The sequence below is a fragment of the Quatrionicoccus australiensis genome (assembly GCF_020510425.1).
Taxonomy (GTDB): domain Bacteria; phylum Pseudomonadota; class Gammaproteobacteria; order Burkholderiales; family Rhodocyclaceae; genus Azonexus; species Azonexus australiensis_A.
On the sequence record NZ_JAHBAH010000001.1, the window covers coordinates 1,386,359 to 1,410,271 of the forward strand.

24 protein-coding genes are annotated in these 23,913 nt (G+C 62.2%); 7 read left to right on the top strand and 17 right to left on the bottom strand.

Going from position 1 to position 23,913, the window contains the following annotated elements; translation table 11 throughout:
• Window positions 1-8: 8 nt before the first annotated feature.
• The 14 genes from KIG99_RS06735 to KIG99_RS06800 all read right to left on the bottom strand — a co-directional run bounded on the left by KIG99_RS06735 (window position 9) and on the right by KIG99_RS06800 (window position 15,452).
• On the bottom strand, window positions 9-914 hold the full coding sequence (locus KIG99_RS06735) for a D-alanine--D-alanine ligase (RefSeq protein WP_226459448.1): 906 nt from the start codon (window positions 912-914) through the stop codon (window positions 9-11).
• A complete protein-coding gene (gene murC, locus KIG99_RS06740; protein WP_226459449.1) occupies window positions 911-2,317 on the bottom strand; it encodes a UDP-N-acetylmuramate--L-alanine ligase in 1,407 nt (468 codons plus the stop codon). Before murC ends, KIG99_RS06735 begins: the two co-directional genes overlap by 4 nt.
• Window positions 2,314-3,372: an undecaprenyldiphospho-muramoylpentapeptide beta-N-acetylglucosaminyltransferase gene (gene murG, locus KIG99_RS06745; RefSeq protein WP_226459450.1), complete on the bottom strand. Its 1,059-nt coding sequence runs from the start codon at window positions 3,370-3,372 to the stop codon at window positions 2,314-2,316. Before murG ends, murC begins: the two co-directional genes overlap by 4 nt.
• Window positions 3,369-4,532 carry a putative lipid II flippase FtsW gene (ftsW, locus tag KIG99_RS06750; protein ID WP_226459451.1) on the bottom strand — a complete coding sequence of 388 codons (1,164 nt, stop codon included), beginning with the start codon at window positions 4,530-4,532 and terminating at the stop codon, window positions 3,369-3,371. The genes murG and ftsW overlap by 4 nt, the downstream gene beginning before the upstream one ends.
• Complete coding sequence (murD, locus tag KIG99_RS06755; RefSeq protein ID WP_226459452.1) at window positions 4,529-5,881, bottom strand: UDP-N-acetylmuramoyl-L-alanine--D-glutamate ligase; 1,353 nt, start codon at window positions 5,879-5,881, stop codon at window positions 4,529-4,531. Before murD ends, ftsW begins: the two co-directional genes overlap by 4 nt.
• A gap of 2 nt (window positions 5,882-5,883) precedes the next feature.
• Window positions 5,884-6,987, bottom strand: coding sequence for a phospho-N-acetylmuramoyl-pentapeptide-transferase (mraY, locus tag KIG99_RS06760; RefSeq protein ID WP_226459453.1), 1,104 nt, complete (start codon window positions 6,985-6,987; stop codon window positions 5,884-5,886).
• Entirely contained in the window at window positions 6,987-8,357 is a 1,371-nt protein-coding gene (locus KIG99_RS06765; protein WP_226459454.1) for a UDP-N-acetylmuramoyl-tripeptide--D-alanyl-D-alanine ligase, read from the bottom strand. The genes mraY and KIG99_RS06765 overlap by 1 nt, the downstream gene beginning before the upstream one ends.
• Entirely contained in the window at window positions 8,354-9,829 is a 1,476-nt protein-coding gene (locus KIG99_RS06770) for a UDP-N-acetylmuramoyl-L-alanyl-D-glutamate--2,6-diaminopimelate ligase (RefSeq protein ID WP_226459455.1), read from the bottom strand. Before KIG99_RS06770 ends, KIG99_RS06765 begins: the two co-directional genes overlap by 4 nt.
• Window positions 9,830-9,831: 2 nt before the next feature.
• On the bottom strand, window positions 9,832-11,580 hold the full coding sequence (locus KIG99_RS06775; RefSeq protein WP_226459456.1) for a peptidoglycan D,D-transpeptidase FtsI family protein: 1,749 nt from the start codon (window positions 11,578-11,580) through the stop codon (window positions 9,832-9,834).
• Window positions 11,580-11,855, bottom strand: a complete 276-nt coding sequence (ftsL, locus tag KIG99_RS06780) for a cell division protein FtsL (RefSeq protein WP_226459457.1) — start codon at window positions 11,853-11,855, stop codon at window positions 11,580-11,582. Before ftsL ends, KIG99_RS06775 begins: the two co-directional genes overlap by 1 nt.
• Complete coding sequence (rsmH, locus tag KIG99_RS06785) at window positions 11,855-12,781, bottom strand: 16S rRNA (cytosine(1402)-N(4))-methyltransferase RsmH (protein ID WP_226459458.1); 927 nt, start codon at window positions 12,779-12,781, stop codon at window positions 11,855-11,857. The genes ftsL and rsmH overlap by 1 nt, the downstream gene beginning before the upstream one ends.
• Complete coding sequence (gene mraZ / locus KIG99_RS06790; protein WP_226441237.1) at window positions 12,778-13,224, bottom strand: division/cell wall cluster transcriptional repressor MraZ; 447 nt, start codon at window positions 13,222-13,224, stop codon at window positions 12,778-12,780. Before mraZ ends, rsmH begins: the two co-directional genes overlap by 4 nt.
• 350 nt (window positions 13,225-13,574) lie before the next feature.
• Window positions 13,575-14,279 (bottom strand): DsbC family protein, encoded by a 705-nt coding sequence (locus KIG99_RS06795; RefSeq protein WP_226459459.1) that lies wholly within the window; start codon window positions 14,277-14,279, stop codon window positions 13,575-13,577.
• A gap of 9 nt (window positions 14,280-14,288) precedes the next feature.
• Complete coding sequence (locus tag KIG99_RS06800) at window positions 14,289-15,452, bottom strand: UbiH/UbiF family hydroxylase (RefSeq protein ID WP_226459460.1); 1,164 nt, start codon at window positions 15,450-15,452, stop codon at window positions 14,289-14,291.
• A gap of 119 nt (window positions 15,453-15,571) precedes the next feature.
• On the opposite strand from KIG99_RS06800, the gene KIG99_RS06805 reads away from it, so the two are divergent.
• Window positions 15,572-15,832, top strand: a complete 261-nt coding sequence (locus tag KIG99_RS06805) for a hypothetical protein (RefSeq protein ID WP_226459461.1) — start codon at window positions 15,572-15,574, stop codon at window positions 15,830-15,832.
• A gap of 65 nt (window positions 15,833-15,897) precedes the next feature.
• On the opposite strand, the gene KIG99_RS06810 is transcribed toward KIG99_RS06805, so the two are convergent.
• Window positions 15,898-16,212, bottom strand: a complete 315-nt coding sequence (locus tag KIG99_RS06810; RefSeq protein WP_226459462.1) for an HU family DNA-binding protein — start codon at window positions 16,210-16,212, stop codon at window positions 15,898-15,900.
• A 479-nt stretch (window positions 16,213-16,691) separates the two neighbouring features.
• Here KIG99_RS06810 and ahpC point away from each other — a divergent pair, with 479 nt between their 5' ends.
• The 3 genes from ahpC (at window position 16,692) to KIG99_RS06825 (ending at window position 19,926) form a co-directional block, all read left to right on the top strand.
• On the top strand, window positions 16,692-17,255 hold the full coding sequence (gene ahpC / locus KIG99_RS06815) for an alkyl hydroperoxide reductase subunit C (protein ID WP_226459463.1): 564 nt from the start codon (window positions 16,692-16,694) through the stop codon (window positions 17,253-17,255).
• A gap of 121 nt (window positions 17,256-17,376) precedes the next feature.
• A complete protein-coding gene (gene ahpF / locus KIG99_RS06820) occupies window positions 17,377-18,930 on the top strand; it encodes an alkyl hydroperoxide reductase subunit F (RefSeq protein ID WP_226459464.1) in 1,554 nt (517 codons plus the stop codon).
• A 123-nt stretch (window positions 18,931-19,053) separates the two neighbouring features.
• Entirely contained in the window at window positions 19,054-19,926 is an 873-nt protein-coding gene (locus KIG99_RS06825) for a transglutaminase-like domain-containing protein (protein WP_226459465.1), read from the top strand.
• Window positions 19,927-19,988: 62 nt separating this feature from the next.
• Here the strand turns inward: KIG99_RS06825 and hemB are convergent, their stop codons facing one another.
• Entirely contained in the window at window positions 19,989-20,990 is a 1,002-nt protein-coding gene (gene hemB / locus KIG99_RS06830; protein ID WP_226459466.1) for a porphobilinogen synthase, read from the bottom strand.
• 133 nt (window positions 20,991-21,123) lie between these two features.
• Window positions 21,124-21,816, bottom strand: coding sequence for a ribosome biogenesis GTP-binding protein YihA/YsxC (gene yihA, locus KIG99_RS06835; RefSeq protein WP_226459467.1), 693 nt, complete (start codon window positions 21,814-21,816; stop codon window positions 21,124-21,126).
• A gap of 108 nt (window positions 21,817-21,924) precedes the next feature.
• On the opposite strand from yihA, the gene KIG99_RS06840 reads away from it, so the two are divergent.
• The 3 genes from KIG99_RS06840 (at window position 21,925) to KIG99_RS06850 (ending at window position 23,896) form a co-directional block, all read left to right on the top strand.
• Window positions 21,925-22,560 carry a c-type cytochrome gene (locus KIG99_RS06840; protein ID WP_226459468.1) on the top strand — a complete coding sequence of 212 codons (636 nt, stop codon included), beginning with the start codon at window positions 21,925-21,927 and terminating at the stop codon, window positions 22,558-22,560.
• Between the two features lie 126 nt (window positions 22,561-22,686).
• The gene (locus KIG99_RS06845; protein ID WP_226459469.1) at window positions 22,687-23,118 is read left to right on the top strand and encodes a CBS domain-containing protein; all 432 of its coding nucleotides are present in this window, start codon (window positions 22,687-22,689) and stop codon (window positions 23,116-23,118) included.
• Window positions 23,119-23,227: 109 nt separating this feature from the next.
• Complete coding sequence (locus KIG99_RS06850; RefSeq protein WP_226459470.1) at window positions 23,228-23,896, top strand: protein-methionine-sulfoxide reductase heme-binding subunit MsrQ; 669 nt, start codon at window positions 23,228-23,230, stop codon at window positions 23,894-23,896.
• The last annotated feature ends 17 nt before the right edge of the window (window positions 23,897-23,913 follow it).

Here is a 23,913-nt window from a genome sequence, read left to right on the forward strand (position 1 = left end):
TCATCCACTCAATCGTTGGCAGCCATTTCGAGGACCCGACGCACCAACGCCGGATACTCCATGCCGTTCACGCGGGCCGCCATCGGCACCAGCGAGTGATCGGTCATGCCCGGTGCGGTGTTCACTTCCAGGAAATAGTGATTGCCGTCTTCATCCATTAGGAAATCGACCCGGCCCCAGCCGCGGCCACCGAGGATGCGGAAAGCCTCGAGGGCACCCTTGCGGATTTCCAGTTCCTTGGCTTCCGGCAGGCCGCAGGGACACAGGTAGCGCGTGTCGTCGCGGTTGTACTTGGCTTCGTAGTCGTACCACTCGGAAGCCGGCTCGATCTTGATGATCGGCAGGGCCTGGTCGCCGAGGATGCCGACCGTGTATTCGCCGCCCATGACGCCGCGCTCGGCGATCACCAGCGAGTCGTACTTGGCGGCCTCGGCATAGGCGGCGCGCAGCGTGCCGCGCTCCTTGACCTTGCTGATGCCGATCGACGAACCTTCATGCGCCGGCTTGACGAAAATCGGCAGGCCAAGCTCTTCCTCGACTTCGTCGAAATCCGAATCGGCGGTAAGCAGCGCGTAATCGGGAATCGGCAGGCCGGCGGCGCGCCACAGCAGCTTGGTGCGGAATTTGTCCATGCCGAGCGCCGACGCCATCACACCGGAACCGGTATAGGGGATGTGCATCAGTTCGAGGGCGCCCTGAATTGTGCCGTCTTCGCCGTGTCGACCGTGCAGCGCGACGAAGGCGCGGTCATAACCCTTGAGCGCATCGAGCGGCTGCTCGGCCGGATCGAACGAGTGGGCGTCGATGCCCTGTCCCTGCAATGCGGCGAGCACGCGCGAACCGCTGTTGAGGGAGACTTCGCGTTCGGCGGACGTACCGCCGAAAAGGACTGCGACTTTACCGAAACCGCTCATTTGAACTCCACCACCTTGCCCGGAACGGCGCCGATCGAACCAGCGCCCATGCACAACACCACGTCGCCGTCACGCGCGACATCCATGATCGTTTGCGGCATTGCCGCGATATCTTCGACAAACACCGGCTCGACCTTGCCGCCGACGCGCAGGGCGCGGGCCAGCGAACGGCCATCGGCAGCGACAATCGGCGCTTCGCCGGCGGCGTAGATTTCGGCCAGTAAAAGCGCGTCGACCGTTGAGAGCACCTTGATGAAGTCCTCGAAGCAGTCGCGGGTGCGCGTATAGCGGTGCGGCTGGAAGGCGAGCACGAGACGACGACCGGGGAAAGCACCGCGGGCAGCGGCCAGGGTCGCGGCCATTTCGACCGGGTGATGCCCGTAGTCGTCGACCAGCGTGAAGGAACCGCCCGAAGTACCGTCCTCACTGCGCAGGGCCACTTCACCGTAGCGCTGGAAGCGGCGGCCGACGCCCTTGAACTCGGCGAGCGCCTTGACGATGGCGGCATCCGGCACCTGCACTTCGGTCGCCACGGCAATCGCCGCCAGCGCATTGAGCACGTTATGCATGCCCGGCGTGTTGAGCGTGATCGACAAGCGCGACACCGAACCATTGACCCGCACGCAGTCGAAGCGCATCTGGCCGGCGTCGGCGACGATGTTCTCGGCGTAGAAATTGCACTCGCTGGACAGGCCGTAAGTGATGATCTGCTTGGCAACCTGCGGCAGGATGGCGCGCACGTTGGCGTCGTCGCCGCAAACCACGGCGACGCCGTAGAACGGCAGACGATTCAGGAAATCGACGAAGGCGCCCTTGAGACGCTCGAAGTCGTGGCCATAGGTTTCCATGTGGTCGGCATCGATATTGGTGACCACCGAGATGACCGGCGACAGGAACAGAAAGGAAGCATCCGACTCGTCGGCCTCGGCCACGATGAAGTCGCCGGAACCGAGCCGGGCATTGGCGCCGGCCGCATTCAGGCGACCGCCGATGACGAAGGTCGGATCGATGCCACCTTCGGCGAGGATGCTGGTCACCAGGCTGGTTGTCGTCGTCTTGCCGTGCGTGCCGGCAATCGCGATACCGCGCTTCAGGCGCATCAGTTCGGCCAGCATCAGGGCGCGCGGCACGACCGGGATGTGCCGCTCACGCGCCGCGACCACTTCCGGGTTATCGGCCTTGACCGCGGTGGACACGACGACAGCCTGGGCGCCCTGGATATTTTCGGCCGCGTGGCCGATCGTCACCTGGATGCCTTCGCCTTCGAGGCGGCGGGTCGTCGCACTGGCCGCGATGTCGGAACCGCTGACCGTGTACCCCAGATTGACCAGCACTTCGGCGATGCCGCTCATGCCGGAACCACCGACACCGACGAAATGGATGTGTTTGACTTTATGTTTCACTTGGCACTCTCGGCGCAAATATTGGCCACTTCTGCGGTGGCGTCGGGCTTGGCCAGGCTGCGGGCCTTTTCGGCCATTTCCAGCAGCTGGCTGCGGCTGTAGTTCCGGATCAGCGCGATGGCTTCCGGCGTCAATTCGGTTTGCGGCAGCAGGAAGGCGCCGCCGACATTGACCAGGAATTTCGCATTCCCGGTCTGGTGATCGTCGACCGCATGCGGGAAGGGCACCAGGATGCTGGCGACGCCGGCCGCAGTCAGCTCCGCAACGGTCAACGCGCCGGAACGGCAAATAACCAGATCGGCCCATTCGTAGGCACCGGCCATGTCCTCGATGAAAGGCACGCAGTGCGCCTGCACACCGACGGCGGCGTAATTGGCCTGCAGGGCTTCGATGTGTTTCTCGCCGGCCTGATGCACGATCTGCGGCTGCTGGTCGGCAGCGAGCAGCGCCATCGCCTTGGGTACGGACTCGTTGAGCACCTGGGCGCCGAGACTGCCGCCAATGACCAGCAGGCGCAGAGCGCCAGTACGCTCGGCAAAACGCTCGGCGGGTGCGGCAATGGCAGCAATTTCCGGGCGCACCGGATTGCCAGCCCAGACACAGCCCTTGAGCACGTCGGGGAAACCGCTCACCACCCGGTCGGCAACACCGGCCAGGACGCGATTGGCCAGCCCGGCTACGGAATTCTGTTCATGCACGACCAGCGGCTTGCCCAGCAGGGCCGCCATCATGCCGCCCGGGAAGGTGATGTAGCCGCCCATGCCGAGCACGACGTTGGGCTGCACCTGACGGATCGCTTGCCAGGCCTGCCAGAAGCCACGCAACAGGTTGATCGGCAGCAGCAGCTTGCGCAGCAGGCCCTTGCCGCGCAGCGCGGCAAACTTGACCCAGACCATCTCGAAGCCGTGCTGCGGCACCAGACGGGCTTCCATGCCATCCGGATTGCCCAGCCAGACGACGCGCCAGCCGGCATCGCGGAGCTTGTGAGCAACAGCGAGGGCCGGGAAAATGTGGCCGCCGGTACCGCCAGCCATGATCATGATGGTCTTGCTCATAATTTACCCCCACGCATCAGCTGTCGATTCTCCCAATCCACACGCAGAAGAATCGCCAGCGCCACGCAGTTGGCGAAGATGCCGGAGCCGCCGAAGCTCATCAGCGGCAGGGTCAGGCCCTTGGTCGGCAGCAGGCCCATGTTGACGCCCATGTTGATGAAGGACTGCACGCCGAACCAGATCCCCATGCCCATCGCGACCAGCGCCGGATAGAGGCGGTCGAGCTGGACGCACTGGCGGCCGATGGCGAAGGCACGCTGGACGAGCAGCGCGAACAAGCCGATCACCGCGACGACGCCGAAGAAACCCGTTTCCTCTGCAATCACGGCAAGCAGGAAGTCGGTATGCGCTTCCGGCAAGTAGAAAAGCTTCTCGACGCTGGCACCGAGACCGACGCCGAACAGCTCGCCACGCCCGAAAGCGATCAGCGAGTGCGACAGCTGGTAGCCGCGCCCGAAGGCATCGGCCCACGGATCCATGAAGCCGAAGACGCGGTCGCGCCGGTAGGGCGAGACGATGATCATCACCGTGAAGGCGATCAGCAGGCCGACGATGAGCAGCGCAAACAGCCGCGCACGCAGGCCGCCGAGGAAGAGGATGCCCATGGCGATCGAGATGATCACGACGAAGGCGCCGAAGTCCGGTTCCTTGAGCAGCAGCATGCCGACGATGGCCATCGCGCCGAACATTGGCAGGAAGGCCTGTTTCAGGTCATGCATGACGTTGATCTTGCGCACGGTGTAGTCGGCGGCATAGAGCACGGCGAACATTTTCATCAGTTCGGACGGCTGCAGATTGGCAAAGCCGAGCGGCAGCCAGCGACGGGCGCCATTGACGTCACGCCCGATACCGGGAATCAGGACGATGGCGAGCAGCACGACGCCGGCCATGAACAGGTAGGGCGAATATTTCTGCCACAGGCTGATCGGCACCTGGAAGGTGACGGCGGCAGCGACCATGCCGATGCACAGGAAGATACCGTGGCGGATCAGGTAATAGGCCGGCTGGTGATTGGTGAAGCGGCCACCTTCGGCGGTGGCGATCGAGGCCGAATAGACCATGACCAGGCCGATGAAGAGCAGGATCAGCACGCTCCACAGCAGCGCGTAATCGATCTCGGCCACCTGGCGGCGCGGCGCGTCGAGGGCACCAATCATCATGCCGTCAGCCCTCCCACCGCATCGATGAAAGCCTGCGCCCGGTGCGCGTAATTCTTGTACATGTCGAGACTGGCGCAGGCCGGCGAGAGCAGCACGCAGTCGCCGGCTTCGGCATGACCGGCCAGCCAGCGCACGGCGGCTTCCATGTCGCCGAGGATGCGGGTAGGCACGCCGCTGCCTTCGAGGGCCATGCCGATCGCGGCCGCATCGCGGCCAATCAGCGCCACGGCACGGCCATGTTTTTCCAGCGCCGGCTTCAAGGGCGAGAAATCCTGGCCCTTGCCGTCGCCGCCAAGCACGATGCCGACCTTGCGCCCCATGCCTTCGATGGCGGCCAGCGTGGCGCCGACATTGGTGCCCTTGGAATCATCGACGTAGAGCACGCCGCCGATCTCGGCCACGGTTTCGACGCGGTGCGGCAGGCCGGAAAAACTCTGCAGCGCTTCGACCAGACGTTCAGGTGCGACGCCAACCGCTTCGCACAGCGCCAGCGCCGCCATCGCGTTGGCGGCATTGTGCAAACCGGACAGTTTCAGACGGTCGACCGTTACCAAAGCCTCTTTTCCACGGCAGATGGCGCCATCGACAAAACCGTAATCGACGCCGCGCGGTGCGGCATTCAGGCCGAAGGTGATCATCTTGCGACCGCAACGGCCATTCGCCATCGACCAGTCGTCGTCGCGATTGAGGATCATCGCGCCCTTGCCCTGGAAGACGCGCGACTTCGCTTCGGCGTAATTGGCGAGGCTGCCCTCGTAACGATCGAGATGATCTTCCGAGACATTGAGCACGGTCGCGGCGGCGGCATTCAGGTGATGTGTCGTTTCGAGCTGGAAACTGGACAGTTCAACCACCCAGACTTGCGGCAGGACGCCGGCATCCTGCGCATCCATCAGCGCATCGAGCGCCGACGGCGAGATGTTGCCGCAGGCAATCGCCGGCACGCCGGCCGCATTCAGCAGATAGGCGGTCAGCGCCGTGGTCGTCGTCTTGCCGTTGCTGCCGGTAATCGCGATGATCTGCGAGCCCGTCGCCTGTTCGCGCACGCCGGCGGCAAACAGCTCGATTTCGGAAATGAGCGGCAGGCCGCAAGCGGCAATCGCCGGCGTCGCCTTGGCTACGCCCGGCGATAAGGCCACCACCTCGCAAGCGGCGAAGGTCGCCGACGTGAACTCGCCGGCAATCAGCTCTGCGCCAGGCGCCACAGCTTGCAGGGCTTCAACGTTCGGCGGGTTGGTGCGCGAATCGGCGACACGGACGAACGCGCCCTGACGATGCAGCCACTTGGCCATCGCCAGTCCGGACTCACCGAGCCCGATCACCAGAACGCGTTTGCCCTTGAGTTCCATGTTTACCGCAGCTTCAACGACGACAGCCCGACCAGCACGAGCATGATGGTGATGATCCAGAAGCGGACGACGACCTGCGTCTCCTTCCAGCCGGTTTGTTCGAAATGGTGGTGCAGCGGCGCCATGCGCAGGATGCGGCGGCCCTCGCCGTATTTTTTCTTGGTGTATTTGAACCAGCTGACCTGCAGCATCACCGACAGGGTTTCGACGACGAAGACGCCGCCCATGATCAGCAGCACGATTTCCTGGCGGATGATCACGGCGACGATGCCGAGTGCAGCGCCAAGCGCCAGCGCGCCGACGTCACCCATGAAGACTTCGGCCGGATAGGCGTTGAACCACAGGAAGCCGAGGCCGGCCCCGGCAATCGCACCGAGGAAGATGCACAACTCGCCAGCGCCCGGCACGTAGGGAATCAGCAAATATTTGGCGTACACCGCATGGCCGGTAACGTAGGCGAAAAGCACGAAGGCCGAGGCGATCATCACGGTCGGCATGATCGCCAGGCCGTCGAGGCCATCGGTCAGATTGACCGCATTGCTGGTGCCGACGATGACGAAATAGGTCAGCGTGATGAAGCCGACGATGCCCAACGGATAGGCAACCGACTTGAAGAAGGGCACGATGAGCTGGGTTTCGGCGCCGGACTTGGCCGAGAAGGCAAGGAAGAGCGCGGCACCGATGCCGAGCACCGATTGCCAGAAGTATTTCCACTTGGCGGCCAGGCCGGCCGGATCGCGATAGACCACCTTCTTCCAGTCGTCGTACCAGCCGACGATACCGTAGCCGAGCGTGACGACCAGCACGGTCCACACGTATTTATTGGTCAAATCGCCCCACAGCAGCGTCGTGATGCCGATCGCGATGAGGATCAGCACGCCGCCCATGGTCGGCGTACCGGACTTGACGAGATGCGTCTGCGGCCCGTCGGTACGCACTGCCTGACCGATTTTCTTGGCGGCCAGCCAGCGGATGACGCCGGGGCCGGCGGCAAAGGAGATGAGCAACGCAGTCATCGCCGCCAGCACGGTACGCAACGTGATGTAGTTGAACACGTTGAAGAAACGCACGTCCTGTGCGAGCCATTGGGCCAATGCGAGCAGCATCAGTGGTTCTCCTGCGGGGTGGCAACGGCGGCGAGCGCGTCGGCGACCCGTTCCATTTTCATGAAGCGCGAGCCCTTCACCAGTACGGTGGTTTCCGGGCCCAATTCCTTGTCGACCGCTGCGATCAGCTTTTCGACATTGCAGTAATGACGGGCGCCTTCACCAAAGTTGCGCACCGCCTGCTGCGCCGCATCGCCCAAGGCGTACAGGCGGTCGATGCCCTGGCTCTTGGCGTAGCCGCCGATCTCGTCGTGATACTGGCCGCTCGCTTCGCCGATCTCGCCCATGTCGCCAAGGACGAGCAGCTTGCGGCCGATGGTCGCGGCGAGCACGTCGATACCGGCACGCACCGAGTCCGGATTGGCGTTGTAGGTGTCGTCGAGGATCTCGGCGCCGTTCTTGCCGCTCCGGCGCTGCAGACGTCCCTTGACGCCGGCGAAGCTTTCCAGGCCGGCCAGCACCGCCGACAGCGGCAGGCCGGCGGCGAGGCAGGCGGCAGCGGCAGCCATCGCATTGCGCGCGTTGTGACGGCCGGGAATGCTCAGGCGGATCGCCGCTTCGCCTTCCGGCGCGCAGACTTCGAGGGCCGTTTCCAGGCCATGCTGGCGGACCTTGCCGAACACGTCGGCCGCACGGTCGACACCGAAAGTACGCACAAAATGCGGCGCCGCCATCGCCCGCCAGGTTTCGGCGTAAGCGTCGTCGGCATTGATCACGGCGATGCCTTTTTCCTGCAGGCCGGCAAAGATGCTGCCCTTCTCGCGCGCCACTTCGTCGAGGTCGCCCATGCCTTCGAGGTGGGCACGCTGCGCATTGGTGACCAACGCCACGGTCGGCGCGCCGAGCGGCGCCAGGTAGGCGATTTCGCCGGGATGGTTCATGCCCATCTCGATCACCGCGGCACGATGCGTTGCGTTCAGGCCGAGCAGCGTCAGCGGCAGGCCGATGTCGTTGTTCAGGTTGCCGCGCGTCGCCAACACGGCATCGCCGAAGGCAGCCTTGAGAATGGCGGCGATCATTTCCTTGGTCGTCGTCTTGCCGTTCGAACCGGTCACGGCGATCACCGGAATATCGAACTCGGCACGCCAGGCGGCGGCGAGACGGCCAAGGGCGAGCCGCGTGTCGTCCACGACCACGGCGGAAACGCCGGCCGGCAGCTTCGCTTCGTCGGCTGCCAGCAGCGCCGTGGCTCCACTCGCAACGGCCGGCGCGAGGAAATCGTGCGCATCGAAACGTTCGCCGCGCAGCGCGATGAACAGTTGGCCAGGCGCAATGGCGCGCGTATCGGTCGACACGCCGGAAAGGGGCAAATCCGCCCCGACCAGACGGCCATTTACAGCCTGGGCAACACGCGAAAGCAGCCAGTTCATGCGGCAACCTCCCTGGATTGGGTCTGACGCAAGGCAAGCGCGGCCTGCGCCTGCTCGAGGTCGGAAAAATGATTGCGCACGCCGGCCACTTCCTGGTATTGCTCGTGGCCCTTGCCGGCGAGCAGGATGACGTCGCGCGCGTCGGCTTCGAGAATGGCGCGCCGGATGGCGGCCGCACGATCGGCCTCGACCTCGGGCGCGCTCATGCCGGCGATGATTTGTTCAATGATGGCTTGCGGCACTTCGCTGCGCGGATTGTCGCTGGTCACCAGCACCCGGTCGGCCAGGGCAGCCGCCGCGGCGCCCATTTGCGGCCGCTTGCCGGGATCGCGATCGCCACCGCAGCCGAAGACGACAGCGAGTTTGCCGCCGCGCGTCGCGGCGGTCGGGCGCAGCGCGCCGAGCGCGTTTTCCAGCGCATCCGGCGTGTGGGCATAATCGACGACCACGAGCGGCTCATCATTGCCGCCCAGGCGCTGCATGCGGCCGGCCGGTGCGGTCAGCGCGGACAGGCGGCGCACCACTTCCATCGCCGAGATGCCGGCATCGTGCAACACGGCGGCCACGGCGAGCAGGTTGGAGATGTTGTAACGCCCGACCAGCGGCGTATCGACGGTGCCACGACCATTCGGCAGATGCAGGCTGAAGCGCTGCCCGAACGGGGTTTCGACCAGGTTTTCGGCACGCACCAGCGCCGGGAAATCACGCTTCGCCTCGCCAATGGCGTAACCGAGCACGCGCATTGCCGTCGTTTCGCGAATCAGCTTCTGACCCAGCTCGTCATCCAGATTGATGATCGCGGTACGCAAGCGCGGCCAGGCGAACAGCTTTTCCTTGGCGGCAGCGTAGGCTTCCATGCTGCCGTGGTAGTCGAGATGATCGCGGGTGAAATTGGTGAACACGGCAACATCGACGCGGGCGCCATTCATGCGCCCTTCCTCGATGCCGATCGAACTGGCTTCGAGGGCGCAAGCCGCCGCACCGGCGGCGCGGAATTGCGCCAGGTAGCGCATCAGCGTCGTTGCTTCCGGCGTTGTGAAGCCGGTTTCGCTCAGCGCATCGGGGAAGCCGGCGCCGAGCGTGCCGATGACGGCACACGGCTTGGCATAAGCCTGGGCAATGCACTGACTGATCGTCGTCTTGCCGTTGGTGCCGGTAATCGCGATCAAGGACAGGCCTTCGCTCGGATGACCATAAACGGCGTGAGCCAGCGGCCCGGCCAGCGGGCGCAGGGCATCGTGTGCAAAATTGGCTATAGTCAACGCCGGATTCCAGGCAAAATCGCCACCCGGCTGCCAGACCACGGCGACCGCGCCACGCGCGACGGCATCGGCAATATAGCGACGACCATCAGCCAGATCGCCGGAATAAGCCAGAAAAAGATCACCGGGCTGCACCTGGCGGCTGTCGTCAGCGACACCGGTCGGCACGACATTCATGCTTTCCAGGCGATCGAGGATTTCGCGCGGCATGCTCACAGCGCCCCCTTTGCGGCGGTCGACTCGGCGACCTGGACCGGCGCATCCTGCGGCACGCCAAGCGTGCGCAAGGCGCCACTCATGATCTGCGAAAAGGCCGGACCGGCCACATCGCCACCATAGTGGGCGCCGCCGGACGGCTCGTCGATCATCACCGCAACGACCAGGCGCGGCTCGCTGATCGGCGCGATGCCGACGAAGGAAGCCACGTACTTGCGGGCATAAACGCCGCCTTCGATCTTGTAGGCCGTCCCGGTCTTGCCGCCCACCCGATAACCGGCGACGCGCGCCTTGGGTGCGGTACCTTCCGGCTGCACGGCCATTTCCAGCATGGCGCGCACTTCGCGCACGGTCTGCGGCGAAAAGATCCGGATGCCATGCACCGGCGTATCGTCGAGACGGATCAGCGAGAGCGGCATCAACTCGCCGTCGCGCGCAAAAACGGTATAAGCCCGGGCCAACTGGACCAGGCTGACGGCGATGCCATGACCGTAGGACATGGTGGCCTGCTCGATCGGTTTCCAGGTTTTCCAGGGACGCAGCCGGCCATTGACCTCGCCGGGAAAGCCAAGATTCGGCGCCTGGCCAAAACCGACACTGTCGAACATTTCCCACATTTCCTTGGGCGGAAAACCGAGCGCGATCTTGGCGGTGCCGACGTTGGACGATTTCTGGATGACCTGGGCCACGGTCAGCGCCCCGTGCGGGTGAGCATCGGAGATCGTCGCCGTGCCGATGGTCAGCTTGCCCGGCGCAGTATTGATCACGGTATCGAAACGCACCTTGCCGCGATCAAGCGCCAGGGCGGCCGTAAACGGCTTCATCACCGAACCCGGCTCGAAGGTGTCGGTGATGGCGCGGTTACGCAATTGCGCTCCGGACAGGCTGTGCCGGTTGTTCGGGTTGTAGGTCGGCCAGTTGGCCAGGGCGAGGATCTCGCCGCTGCGGGCATCGATGACGATGGCGCCACCTGCCTTGGCGTTATTGGTATCGACGGCAGCCTTGAGATTGCTGAAGGCGAGATACTGGATTTTCGAATCGAGCGCCAGGCGGACATCCTTGCCATCCTGCGGCGGCTTGGTCGCGCCGACGTCTTCGACAATGCTGCCACGGCGATCGCGGATGACGGTGCGACTCCCCGGATGGCCAAGCAGGCTCTGCTGGAAGGCCAGCTCGACGCCTTCCAGACCCTTGTCGTCTACACCGGTAAAGCCGACGATGTGGGCGGTCATGTCACCGGTCGGGTAGTAGCGGCGGTATTCGAGCTCCTGATGCACACCAGGCAGCTTCAGCTTGGCGATGCGATCGGCGGTTTCCGGCGGCACCTGGCGCTTGACGAAAGTGAAGGTCTTCTCCGAGGCGAGCTTGCCATCGAGTTCGCGCGGGCTCATTTCGAGCAATGCGGCGAGTTGCTTCTTCTGGTCGCCCGCCATCGTCCGGGCATCGCCGGGAATCGCCCAGATCGACTTCATCGGCGTAGACACGGCCAGCATGTCGCCATTGCGATCGGTAATCTTGCCGCGCGAAGCGGAGACTTCGATGTCGCGACGATAACGGGAGTCGCCCTTCTCCTGCAGGAAATCATTGTTGATCACCTGCAGATAGAAACCACGCGCCACCAGAGCGAGGAAAGCCGCCATCAGCAGCAAACCCACCGTGCGCGAGCGCCAGCCCTGCAAGGCCAGTTGCAGCACCGGGCTTTCGGTAAAGCGATGACCGCGTTGCGGGCGACGACGCACGACCATCAGCGCGCCCCCTTGGGCAATGGCACCACGACCCGCCCGGCCGCATCCGGCAAGGCCATGTGCAGACGACTGCGGGCAATCTGCTCGACGCGCGGATGCGTCGCCCAGGTCGACAGTTCGAGCTGCAACTGCCCATATTCCACATCCAGCTGACGCGCCCGCTCCTGCTCACCTTCGAGATCCTGGAACAGCTTGCGCGCCCGGTGCTGGGAGGTCACCACGCCGAGCGCACAAACGACAGCAATCAGAAGGAGGATCATGTTGAAGCGAACCATCACAACTTCTCCGCCACCCGCATCACGGCGCTGCGCGCCCGCGGATTGGCTGCGATTTCGGCGGCCGACGGCTTGATCATCTTGCCAACCAGGCGCAGCTTCGGTTGCGGCAACTGATCGGCACGCAGCGGCAAGCCCTTGGGCAGGGTGTCAGCGGTCGACTGCGCGCGCATGAAGTTTTTGACGATGCGATCTTCCAGCGAGTGGAAGGAAATCACCACCAGACGACCGCCCGGCTGCAATAGCTCAAGCGCCTGCGGCAGAGCTACCTCCAGCTGGCGGAGCTCTTGATTGATATGAATCCGTAAAGCTTGAAAGCTGCGCGTCGCCGGGTCCTGCCCTGGCTCACGGGTGCGCACGGTCTCGCGTACGAGGGTCGCGAACTGACCTGTTGTGACAATAGGTTGTTCGAGCCGAGTAGCCACAACCTTCTTTGCAATCTGGAAAGCAAACCGTTCTTCGCCATAATTTCTGATGACCTCCGTAATTTCCCTTATTTCGGCCCGCGCCAGCCACTCGGCCGCCGTCTCGCCCTGCGTCACATCCATGCGCATGTCGAGCGGCGCGTCGTAGCGAAAGCTGAAACCGCGCTCCCCGTCGTCGATCTGCGGCGACGACACTCCCACATCAAAAAGGATTCCATCGACGTCGCGCACGCCGGCTTCGGCAGCCGCTTCGGCGATTTCACCGAACGCGCGATGCACCAGCTGGAAACGGGCGTCGGCAATGGCCGCACCAGCCGCAATCGCGTGCAGGTCACGGTCGACCGCCACCAGGCGGCCTTTTTCATTCAGTTTGGAAAGAATCCGGCGGCTGTGCCCGCCGCGCCCGAAAGTGGCATCCATGTAGACGCCATCCGCCTTGATCGCCAGGGAATCTACCGCCTCATCGAGCAGCACCGTGACGTGGGTGCTACCCGCGGTCACAGCACCAAATCCCCGAAGCCCGGCGGCAGGTCGCCGGACAGCGCCTCCGCAGCCAGATCGTTTTGCGCCTTCCAGCCGGCCTCGCTCCAGATTTCGAAGTGCGTCCCCATACCGACCAGATAGACCGTCTTGCCGAGATTGGCGTATTCGCGCAACTCGGTGGAAACCAGCAGGCGGCCGGCGGAATCGAGCTCCTCGGTGCGCGCATTACCGACCAGCACGCGCTTGATCGAGGCAATTGCCGGATTGAGGCTGGAGCCCTTGAGAATCTGGTCGCGAATCGGCTGCCAGGCCGGCGACGGGTAAAGCAACAGGCAACGATGCGGATGCGCAGTCAGGACGAGCGAACCCTCAGCGGCGGCGAGCAGGGACTCGCGGTGTCTTGCCGGTATGGCAAGCCGCCCCTTCGCATCCAGACTGATTGCTGCAGCCCCTTCAAACATCCCTTGCCTCGCTCCCCGTTTACCCACTTTTCAACACGTTTTCCCACTTTAGAGCAACAACACTGCTCAGTCAATAGAAAAATCGGGAATTTTTTCTTATGCAACAAGGACTTAGCTGCACTTTGCAAGGTGGTTTTATTGAAATTTTTCCCTTAAAAATCAAGGTCAGAAAAACAACACTTAAAGTGACTTGTCAGGATTGAAACAAAGTGGGAAAAGACCTAACGACAGCCATGCCGGCGTGTTAATTTCGACCAGGAGAAGCCCCCTCACACCGTGCGATGCGTAGCAAAAGCCAAATAAAAAAAGGGCGACCCAAGGTCGCCCCTTTTTTCGAACCGGCAGCCGACTTATTTGGTCTGGTTAAGCTTCTGCTCGATACGCGCCAGCGGCACCGCACCAGGAACTCGCTCACCATCAGCAAAGAAGATGGTCGGCGTGCCGGTAATATTCAGCTTGCGCCCGAACTCCTGGTTCTTGGCAACCGCCGAGACATCGCAATCTTCCTTGCTGGCCGGCGCCTTGCCGTCGATCATCCAGTCATTCCAGGCCCGCGAACGGTCAGCCGAGCACCAAATCTGCCGCGACTTGCGCACCGAATCCTCGGACAAAATCGGATACAGGAAGGTGTACACCGTCACGTTGTCGAGCTTCAGCAGATCCTTGGCCAGACGCTTGCAGTAGCCGCAATTCGGATCCTCGAAGGTTGCCAGAACGCGCTTGCCGTCACCGCGCACCTGCTTGATGGCGCGCTCGAGCGGCAATTCGCTGAACTTGATGGCAGTCAGCTTGCGCATCCGCTCTTCAGTGACATTCTTCATGCTCCGGGCGTCAATCATCTGCGCCCCAACCATGATCGCCGTGACCTTGTCGTCCGTGTAAAAAATATTGCCGTCTGCGTAAACTTCGTAGAGACCGAGATAACCGGACTTGGCGACACTCTCGACTTTGGTCCCGAGCTTGGCTTCCATCGCCCGACGAATTTCTGCCTCATCAGCCATGACAGCAACCGAAAATATCAAACCCAGGGCCAGCGACGACAATTTTCTGAACATGCAGTTCTCCTAGAGGGCTCCGAGCGCGTAACGCACCAGGGCATTTTTTATGAAGGGCAGACCATCCGTCAAAGTCAGCCCGATATTTCGCAAGGGACGCAAACCGGGCGTCGACGCCCGGAAAAAGCGGCGCAGGGTATCCGTGGTTGTCTGCATGAGCAAGGTCTCCTCACGCCGGGCCCGCTGATAGCGCTGCAGGAAACGCAGATCGCCAATATCGTGCCAGGGCTGCGTCGCCGCCAGTAGCGCAGCAAGCTCCCTGGCATCCTGAAAGCCGAGATTGATGCCATGCCCGGAAAGCGGATGAATGCCATGCCCGGCATCGCCAACCAGCGCCAGTCGCGGCGCAACGGTTTGCGGCACGCGCATCAGACGCAGCGCGAAAGCGGCAGCCGGCGTCAGCAATTCGAGCTTGCCCAGCACATGACCGCCGGCCTCTGCGACACGGTCACAAAGAATTTCGGGGGCAAGCGCGCAAAGCTGGTCAGCATGTTCATCCGGCGTAGACCAGACAATCGAGATACGGTTTCCCGGCAGGGGCAAATAAGCCAATACACCGTCGTCACGAAACCACTGATGGGCAATGCCGTGATGCGGTTTTTCACAGGCAAAATTGGCCACAAGGCCTTTTTCGCCATAAGGCGTATTGACCGCCGCCAGTCCTGCCGCCCGCCTTACCCAGGAATCGCGACCGTCGGCCGCCACCAGCAGACGCGCCGATAGCACAGTCCCATCGGCAAGATGCAGAAGAGCCGCATCATGGCGAAACTCAAGCTGCTCCGGGCGCGCCGGACAAAAGATGGTGAGATTGGCCTGACGCTTGGCACTTTCCCAAAGTTCGCAGGCCATCAGTGAGGACTCGAGAATCCAGCCCAGTTCGCTTACACCGGTATCAAACGCCGAGAAAGCGAGCTTGCCCCCGGCATCCCCGGCCACGGACATGCCGCGAATCGGGGCCATGCGCGCCGCATCGAGATGCTTCCAGGCACCTATTGACTCAAGGAATTCGACATTGCTTGGGCTGATCGCGTAGATACGCGCATCCCAGCCAGCAGGCCGGACAGGAGGCTGGTGCTCGACCAGGGCGATACGCAGACGTGTATCGCGCAGGGCGACCGCCAGACTGGCGCCGGCCAGCCCACCGCCGACGATGATCAGGTCAAAATGCTGCATGCCGGCGATTATGCCGCTTTAGCGCTGCAGGGCAATACCGGTCAGGCCGGATTTCCGCCTGAAGGCGGCTTGTTCTGGCGCGGACGACGATTGTTGTTATTGTTGTTGGTGCGCGGCCGGTGCTTTTTTTGCTGACCGCCGGGGCCACCGCCACCGCCGGGCTTGCCGTGATGCGGCTGACCACCACCGAGATTGCCGGTGTGTTCATTGCCGGAAATACGATTACCGGGCGCAAGCTGGATTTCCAGCTCGATGATTTCATCCCATTGCTCGTCCGTCCGATCCCGCTCGGGAATGGACAGAAGCTCACGCAGACGACGACGGTTATCGTTAACTGGCGGAGCGGGCGGCGCAACTACGGGCGGATTTTCTGGGTTTGAATTAGTCATTGCAACAGTAAAAAGCGGAGCCCGTGATAGCGAGCCCCGCATACGTTAATGCCAGATTACTTCTTCTTGGCAACGGGTTTCTTGGCAGCAGTTTTCTTGGCAGCAACCGCAGCCTTGAAGGCAGTACCGGCTGAGAACTTCGGCACCGTGGTCGCCGGAATTTTCAGCGTCGCACCGGTTTTCGGGTTCTTGCCAGTGCGTGCAGCGCGCTCGGCGGACTTGAACGTACCGAAACCGACCAGGGTAACAGACTCCCCCTTCGACACGGTCTGAACAACCGCACCAATGATAGCAGACAGCGCCTTGTCAGCGGCAGCCTTAGTAATACCAGCTTCTTTTGCAGCAACTTCGACCAGCTCGGATTTATTCATCTAAGTGACTCCTGTTACTTGTTAGTAGTTAAGAAAACTGGCCGTCGGAACGGCAGCGCAATAAAAGTAGCATACCTGACAGGATAAGTGTTGGTACGGAAAGGCTTATTTCCGACAGACAGCATGATTTTTTGCGATTTTCACACGTTGACCGCAACCGGGCACAGCAAAAGCCCGATCAACTGCAGCTTGCCGGCTTTTCCTCCTTGCCGGCAAGGCAATGTCATGCACCGAAAAGGTTCAGGAAACAACCTGCGGATCGCCGCACCGGATCGCCGCCGACAAGGGCATCGAAGGCGCTTGCCAGACATTCGGCTGAAGCTCTTGCGCGACCGGCTTATTTTTCAACCGCCCCGTTCGGCAAGCAACAGACCAATAGCAAACCTCAATGCACGATATACACGCAATCAATTAGCCCAATCAACGCCGCATCCCTAACATTGCGCTGTCTTCACTACACAACCCACAGGAGAAACACCATGTCGAACATCAACACCGAAATCAAACCCTTCAAGGCCACCGCTTTCCACGCTGGCAAATTCGTCCCGGTCAGCGACGCCGACCTCAAGGGCAAATGGTCCATCGTCTTCTTCTACCCTGCCGACTTCACCTTCGTCTGCCCGACCGAACTGGGCGACATGGCTGACGTCTATCCGGAATTCCAGAAGCTGGGCGTCGAAGTGTACTCCGTCTCGACCGACACGCACTTCACCCACAAAGCCTGGCACGACACCTCGGACACCATCAAGAAGATCACCTACCCGATGATCGGCGACCCGACCGGCGTCATCACCCGCAACTTCGGCGTGATGATCGAGGAAGAAGGCCTGGCGCTGCGCGGCACCTTCGTGATCAATCCGGAAGGCGTCATCAAGGTTGCCGAGATTCACGACCTGGGCATCGGCCGTGATGCATCCGAGCTGCTGCGCAAGGTCAAGGCAGCCCAGTACGTTGCCTCCCATCCGGGTGAAGTGTGCCCGGCCAAGTGGCAGGAAGGCGACGCCACCCTGGCCCCGTCGCTCGACCTGGTCGGCAAGATCTAAGTAGCGAACAGTTTCCGAATTGAGGATCGCGCGCCTTCCCGGCGCCGATCCTCCCCGGATTTCAGCGCTTTTGAGCGGTCGACCGCTCAAAACCAGTGAAATTCAGCACAGGGAGAACAACATGCTCGACAGCAACATCAAGGCCCAGCTCAAGGCCTATCTTGAGAAACTGCAACGCCCGATCGAACTCGTCGCCTCGCTCGACGCCAGTCCGGCCGCCCAGGAAATGCGCGGCCTGCTCAGCGACATCGCCGAACTCTCCACCAAGGTCAGCCTGCGCGAAGATGGCAACGCCACCTTGCGCCCGTCCTTCGCCATCGGCCAACCCGGCGAGACGCCGCGCATCACCTTTGCCGGCCTGCCCATGGGCCACGAATTCACCTCGCTGGTCCTTGCCCTGCTCCAGACCGGCGGCCATCCACCCAAGGTCGACACCGCCGTGATCGAACAGATCAAGGCCCTGCCCGGCAATTTCCGCTTCGAGACCTTCATTTCGCTGTCCTGCCACAACTGCCCGGACGTCGTGCAGGCGCTCAATCTGATGGCCGTGCTCAACCCCGGCGTGACGAGCACGATGATCGACGGCGCGCTGTTCCAGGACGAAGTCGAACGGCGCAAGATCATGGCGGTGCCGACCGTCTTCCTCAACGGCGAGGAATTCGGTGCCGGGCGCATGAGCGTCGAGGAAATCATCGCCAAACTCGACACCGGCGCCGCGGCGCGTGACGCCGAAAAGATCGCCGCCAAGGAAGCCTTCGACGTGCTGGTCATCGGCGGCGGCCCGGCCGGTGCCTCGGCGGCCATTTACGCAGCCCGCAAGGGCATCCGCACCGGTCTGCTCGCCGAGCGTTTCGGCGGCCAGGTGATGGACACCGTCGGCATCGAGAACTTCATCTCGGTGAAAGCCACCGAAGGCCCGAAACTGGTCGCCGGCCTTGAGGAACACGTCAAGGAATATCCGGTCGACGTGATGAACCTGCAGCGCGCCAGCCAGCTGATCCCCGGTGAGCTCATCGAGATCAAGCTGGAAAACGGCGCCTCGGTGAAGAGCAAATCGGTGATTCTCGCCACCGGCGCCCGCTGGCGCGAAATGAACGTGCCCGGCGAGCAGGAGTACCGCGGCAAAGGCGTTGCCTACTGCCCGCACTGCGACGGTCCGCTGTTCAAGGGCAAGCGCGTCGCGGTGATCGGCGGCGGCAATTCCGGCGTCGAGGCGGCGATCGACCTGGCCGGCATCGTCGGTCATGTCACGCTGCTCGAGTTTGACGGTCAACTGCGCGCCGATGCCGTTTTGCAGAAAAAACTGCACAGCCTGCCCAATGTCACGGTGATCACCAAGGCACTATCGACCGAAGTCACCGGCAACGGCGAGAAGGTGAATGGCCTGGTCTACAAGGATCGCGACACCGATGAGGTGAAGCGCATCGAGCTCGAAGGCATCTTCGTGCAGATCGGCCTGCTGCCCAACACCGACTGGCTCAAGGGCACGGTCAACCTGTCGAATCGCGGCGAAATCGAGATCGATGCCAAGGGCCAGACTTCCGTACCCGGCGTCTTCGCGGCCGGCGACTGCACGACCGTGCCTTACAAGCAGATCATCATTGCCATGGGCGCCGGCGCCACCGCCTCGTTGAGCGCCTTCGACCACCTGATCCGGACTTCAGCCCCGGCCTGAAAGCAAGCCGGCAATCGCAACGCGGTTGCCGGCTTTTTTACAAGGATGCGTTGCATTTCCGGGCCACTCCCCCCACCATGACCGACATGTTTCAGCCTGCTGCAAAACCGCATTAAGGATGTCATGGTTCGCCTCCGCTTCTCGATCAGCCTCAATTACGAAATCCTCGACCGCCCCGCCGATTTCATCTTCAACATCCAGGCCGCCCACACCGACTGCCAGACCGTCCTCAACGAATCGCTGCTGGTCAGCCAGGCCGTACCGACGACGATCCATTACGACCCCGTCCTGCGCCACCGCCTGCTGCGCCTGCGCGCCGAACCCGGCCTGCTCGGCATCAGCTACCAGGCCGAAGTCAATATCAGGCATCACCAGGAGGCACCGGAAAAAATCCGCGAACTGCCGATAGCCGAGTTGCCGACCGAAGTCCTGCCCTACCTCTACCCGAGCCGCTATTGCGAGTCGGACAAGCTGACTTTAATCGCCAACCAGGAATTCGGCCACCTGCCGACCGGCTACCAGCGCGTCGAACATATCCGGCGCTGGGTCAACCAGCGCACCCGCTTTGCACCGGGCAGCACCAATTTCAACACCTCGGCGGTCGATACGCTGCACCAGCGTGCCGGCGTCTGCCGCGACTTCGCCCACCTGATGATCGCCCTGTGCCGGGCCCTCAACATCCCGGCCCGCTTTTCTTCCGGCCTCGATTACGGCGCCGACCCGGCACTCGGACCGACCGACTTCCATGCCTACGTTGAAGTCTTCCTCGACGGCCGCTGGTACATCTTCGACCCGTCCGGCACGGCGATGCCGATGGGCTTCGTGCGTATCGGCACCGGGCGCGATGCGGCCGACATTTCCTTTGCCACCATCTTTGGCGCCATCAAGTCGGAGGTGCCGCTGCTCAATATCGAAGCCATCGAAGATCCGGCACGTCAGCTGATCCAGCCCTTTCACTGCCAGGACGGGCTGTCCACCGACGCACCTAATCGCTGAATACCGATTCCGGAAAACAAAAAAGGACGGCCGCGGCCGTCCTTTTTTTGTGCAGCCAAACCTCAGCCCTTGAGGTACTCGGCAGCATCCAGCGCAAAGTAGGTCAGGATGCCGTCGGCACCGGCCCGCTTGAAGGCGAGCAGGCTTTCCAGGACAACCGCCTTTTCGTCGAGCCAGCCGTTCAGCGCCGCCGCCTTGAGCATCGCGTACTCGCCGCTGACCTGGTAGGCATAGGTCGGCACGCCGAACTCGTCCTTGACCCGGCGCACGATGTCCAGATACGGCATGCCGGGCTTGACCATGACCATGTCGGCACCTTCATCGAGATCGAGCGCCACTTCTTTCAGCGCCTCATCCGAATTGGCCGGATCCATCTGGTAGGAATACTTGTTGCCCTTGCCCAGATTGGCCGCCGAACCCACGGCATCGCGGAACGGCCCATAGAAGGCGGAAGCGTACTTGGCCGAATAGGCGAGGATGCGCGTATGGATGAACCCGCCGCCGTCGAGCGCCGCCCGAATGCTGCCAATGCGACCATCCATCATGTCGGAAGGCGCCACCACATCGACCCCGGCGGCAGCATGGCAGAGCGCCTGCTTCTGCAGCACGGCGACTGTTTCGTCATTGAGCACGTAGCCACTGGCGTCGATCAAGCCGTCCTGGCCATGCGTCGTGTAGGGATCGAGCGCCCCATCGGTAATCACGCCCAGTTCGGGAAATTCGCGCTTCAGGGCGCTGACCACGGTCGGCACCAGGCCGTCCGGATTGAATGCCTCTTCGGCACCCAGCGATTTCCGCGATGCATCGACCACCGGAAACAGCGCGATTGCCGGAATACCCAGCTTGACGGCGCGCTCGGCGGTCTTGAGCAGGACATCGAGCGACTGGCGCTCGACGCCGGGCATCGAACCGACCTTCTCGACCCGGCCTTCGCCCTCAAGGACGAAAACGGGGTAAATGAAGTCGTCGACCGTCAGGACCGACTCGCGCATCAGGCGCCGCGAAAAATCGTCACGCCGCATCCGGCGCATGCGCGTCCCTGGAAAACGTCCGGTAGAACTCATGCTTGATCCTCGATAAATTCGAAACAAAAATTTTCGCACCCGGCGGAACTTTTGCGATTGACCCACGTCAGAGACTGCAGATGGCACGCGCTGTCTCCCGCTTCACCTCCCTGAGCGGGCGGCCTTGACCCTGTTAAGGCTTTTTGGCCCCCGGACCCCCCTTATCCGGGGGCCTTTTGTTTTCCTTGGGTTTGATTTCCTTCGGCTTCATTTCCTTGGGCTTGATTTCAATGTCAAGCCAGCCGGCGAGGACGCCTTCGCACGCCTCGACACCCGCCTTCTTGAGGCTGGAAAACAACTGCACCGAATACAGTTCGGCATCGCCCCAGGTCGCCACTTCCGCCGTCACGGAGCGCAGAGCCTTGGTCTGCTCCTGCCGGCTCAGCTTGTCGGCCTTCGAGAGCAGGATGTGGATCGGCCGCCCGGTCGGCCGGAACCAGTCGATCAGTTTCAGATCGAGATCGGTCATCGGCCGGCGGATGTCCATGATCACCACCAGCCCGGCCAGCTGGTCGCGCTTGCTGAGATAGGGGCCAATCAGGCCTTCCCACTGCGAGCGGATCGCCTCCGGCGCCTTGGCATAGCCATAGCCGGGCAAGTCGACGAAATACTTGCCGTCGGCCAGCGTGAAATAATTGAGATGCTGCGTCCGGCCCGGCGTCTTGCTGACGTAGGCGAGACGCACCCGCCCGGCCAGCGTGTTGATGGCGGAAGATTTGCCGGCATTGGAACGCCCCGCGAAAGCAACTTCGCGGATGGAATCCTGCGGCAGATCACGCAGATTGGCGACGGTAGTAAGAAAAACGGCCTGTTGGAACAGAGGCATAAAAAACTCGGAAGACGCGCCAAGAGGGCGACGAACTAATATAGAATAGCAGGTTTGAAACTTCCGTTCCGGCCAAAGCGCCCACAAACGCGTACAAGGAGCTCGAAAATGATTCGTACCGCGGCACTGGCAATCCTTTTTGCCACCAGTTTGATCGCCAATGCATCCGAACAAGCCAAGGTCAAGGCTGATCCCGCCAAGGGCAAAGTCATCGCCGAAACCGTCTGTGTCGCCTGCCATGGTGCCGACGGCAACAGCGCCGTGTCTGCCAACCCGATTCTGGCTGGTCAGGTTCCGGAATACCTTGCCAAGCAACTGCACAATTTCAAGTCGGTAGACGGCAAGCCCGCTGTCCGCAACAACGCCATCATGGCCGGCATGGCCGCCGCGGTGCCGGATGAAGAAATCGCCAACGTTGCCGCCTGGTTTGCCAGCCAGAAAATCAAGCCGGCTGCCGCCAAGGATGAAAAGCTGATCGCACTCGGCCAGAAGATCTGGCGCCAGGGCGACTTCAAGAAGGGCGTTCCCGCCTGTGCCGGCTGCCACGGCCCGTCTGGTGCCGGCCTGCCCGCCCAGTACCCGCGTCTGGCTGGTCAGTATCAGGAATATACCGAAGCCCAGTTGAAGGCCTTCCGCTCCGAAGAGCGCGCCAACGACCCGGAAAAGATGATGCGCACCATTGCCGCCAAGCTTTCCGACCCGGAAATGAAGGCAGTTGCCGAGTACATCGCCGGCCTGCGCTAAAACGGCCCACTCCGCAAAAAGGCAGCTTCGGCTGCCTTTTTCATTTTGGGTAATGAAAGCTTGGCAGTCTCCTCGCTCGGGCATAGACTCACCCCGCAGCCCCCAACCTCAGAGAGGAGACATCCGATGAAAACACTCAAGCAGATGCTGGCCGACAAGCAGCACGCACTGGCCGTCGTAGCCCCTGGCGACACGGTCTTTCATGCCCTGTCCGTGATGGCCGCAAACAATGTCGGCGCCCTGCTCGTCCTTGAGGGAGAGCAGCTGGTCGGCATATTTTCCGAACGCGATTACGCCCGCAAGATCATCCTGCATGGCAAGTCGTCAAAGGAAACCCAGGTGCGCGAAATCATGAGTGACAAGGTCGCCTATGTCACGCCCGGCACCAGCCTCGACGAATGCATGGCCCTGATGACCGAAAAGCACTTCCGCCACCTGCCGGTGCTCAATGAAGACAGCAGCGTCGCAGGCATCATCTCGATCGGCGACCTGGTCAAGGAAACCATCAGCTCGCAGCAATTCACCATTGCCCAGCTCGAACATTACATTTCCAGCTGAACCTGAATAGCCGGGCGATGACGCTGCGCTCATGAACGATCCGTCGCCCCGGCTGTCTCAGCAGCAGCCCGCAGCTTGCCGGCACTGATTTGCGAAAGAAGCACCAACCATGAACCGGCCTCCCGACACCCGCCTGCTTGCTGTGATCAAAAGCAGCCTTTTCCTGATCTGCCTGCTGCCTTTCGTGCGCTTGCTATGGCTGAGCCAGCACAGCTTCGGCATGGCGGAAGATCCCGTTGAGCTGGTACAGCAAACGACCGGCAGCTGGACTTTCAACTTCCTGCTGCTAACGCTGTGCATCTCGCCACTGCGCGCCATCACGCAACAGCACTGGCTGCTGCGCCTGCGCCGCATGTTCGGGCTATTCACTTTCTTTTACGCCAGCTTGCACCTGCCCGCCTTCATTGGCTTCGAGCATGATTTTGCGGTCGACCAGATTGCGCGCGGCATTTTCAAGCATCCTTTCGTCAGCGTCGGCTTCGCCGCTTTCCTGCTGCTGATTCCGCTTGCCGCGACCTCGAACCAGTGGGCGATTCGCGCACTGGGCGGGCGAAAGTGGCAGGAGTTGCACCGCAACATCTATCTGGTCGGGATTCTCGCCTGTGTACATTATTTATGGCTGAGCAAGCAGAGTGAAATGATCTGGCCGCTGCTCTATACCGGGGCCCTTGCCGCCCTGCTTGCCTGGCGCATCCGCGAGCGGCGCCGCAAGGCGATTCCGGTCACGCCTCAGGACACAGCCAAACCGCTGCGCTTCTTCAAGCAACGTCCGGAATAATTACCCGGCGGCGAGGC

What these genes read in the sequence shown, in the direction of transcription:
- KIG99_RS06735 (WP_226459448.1), bottom strand. Translation starts at nt 914, where the DNA reads ATGAGCGGTTTCGGTAAAGTCGCAGTCCTTTTCGGCGGTACGTCCGCC.
- murG (WP_226459450.1), bottom strand. Translation starts at nt 3,372, where the DNA reads ATGAGCAAGACCATCATGATCATGGCTGGCGGTACCGGCGGCCACATT.
- ftsW (WP_226459451.1), bottom strand. Translation starts at nt 4,532, where the DNA reads ATGATGATTGGTGCCCTCGACGCGCCGCGCCGCCAGGTGGCCGAGATC.
- murD (WP_226459452.1), bottom strand. Translation starts at nt 5,881, where the DNA reads ATGGAACTCAAGGGCAAACGCGTTCTGGTGATCGGGCTCGGTGAGTCC.
- mraY (WP_226459453.1), bottom strand. Translation starts at nt 6,987, where the DNA reads ATGCTGCTCGCATTGGCCCAATGGCTCGCACAGGACGTGCGTTTCTTC.
- KIG99_RS06765 (WP_226459454.1), bottom strand. Translation starts at nt 8,357, where the DNA reads ATGAACTGGCTGCTTTCGCGTGTTGCCCAGGCTGTAAATGGCCGTCTG.
- KIG99_RS06770 (WP_226459455.1), bottom strand. Translation starts at nt 9,829, where the DNA reads ATGCCGCGCGAAATCCTCGATCGCCTGGAAAGCATGAATGTCGTGCCG.
- KIG99_RS06775 (WP_226459456.1), bottom strand. Translation starts at nt 11,580, where the DNA reads ATGGTCGTGCGTCGTCGCCCGCAACGCGGTCATCGCTTTACCGAAAGC.
- ftsL (WP_226459457.1), bottom strand. Translation starts at nt 11,855, where the DNA reads ATGGTTCGCTTCAACATGATCCTCCTTCTGATTGCTGTCGTTTGTGCG.
- mraZ (WP_226441237.1), bottom strand. Translation starts at nt 13,224, where the DNA reads ATGTTTGAAGGGGCTGCAGCAATCAGTCTGGATGCGAAGGGGCGGCTT.
- KIG99_RS06795 (WP_226459459.1), bottom strand. Translation starts at nt 14,279, where the DNA reads ATGTTCAGAAAATTGTCGTCGCTGGCCCTGGGTTTGATATTTTCGGTT.
- KIG99_RS06800 (WP_226459460.1), bottom strand. Translation starts at nt 15,452, where the DNA reads ATGCAGCATTTTGACCTGATCATCGTCGGCGGTGGGCTGGCCGGCGCC.
- KIG99_RS06810 (WP_226459462.1), bottom strand. Translation starts at nt 16,212, where the DNA reads ATGAATAAATCCGAGCTGGTCGAAGTTGCTGCAAAAGAAGCTGGTATT.
- ahpC (WP_226459463.1), top strand. Translation starts at nt 16,692, where the DNA reads ATGTCGAACATCAACACCGAAATCAAACCCTTCAAGGCCACCGCTTTC.
- ahpF (WP_226459464.1), top strand. Translation starts at nt 17,377, where the DNA reads ATGCTCGACAGCAACATCAAGGCCCAGCTCAAGGCCTATCTTGAGAAA.
- KIG99_RS06825 (WP_226459465.1), top strand. Translation starts at nt 19,054, where the DNA reads ATGGTTCGCCTCCGCTTCTCGATCAGCCTCAATTACGAAATCCTCGAC.
- hemB (WP_226459466.1), bottom strand. Translation starts at nt 20,990, where the DNA reads ATGAGTTCTACCGGACGTTTTCCAGGGACGCGCATGCGCCGGATGCGG.
- yihA (WP_226459467.1), bottom strand. Translation starts at nt 21,816, where the DNA reads ATGCCTCTGTTCCAACAGGCCGTTTTTCTTACTACCGTCGCCAATCTG.
- KIG99_RS06840 (WP_226459468.1), top strand. Translation starts at nt 21,925, where the DNA reads ATGATTCGTACCGCGGCACTGGCAATCCTTTTTGCCACCAGTTTGATC.
- KIG99_RS06845 (WP_226459469.1), top strand. Translation starts at nt 22,687, where the DNA reads ATGAAAACACTCAAGCAGATGCTGGCCGACAAGCAGCACGCACTGGCC.
- KIG99_RS06850 (WP_226459470.1), top strand. Translation starts at nt 23,228, where the DNA reads ATGAACCGGCCTCCCGACACCCGCCTGCTTGCTGTGATCAAAAGCAGC.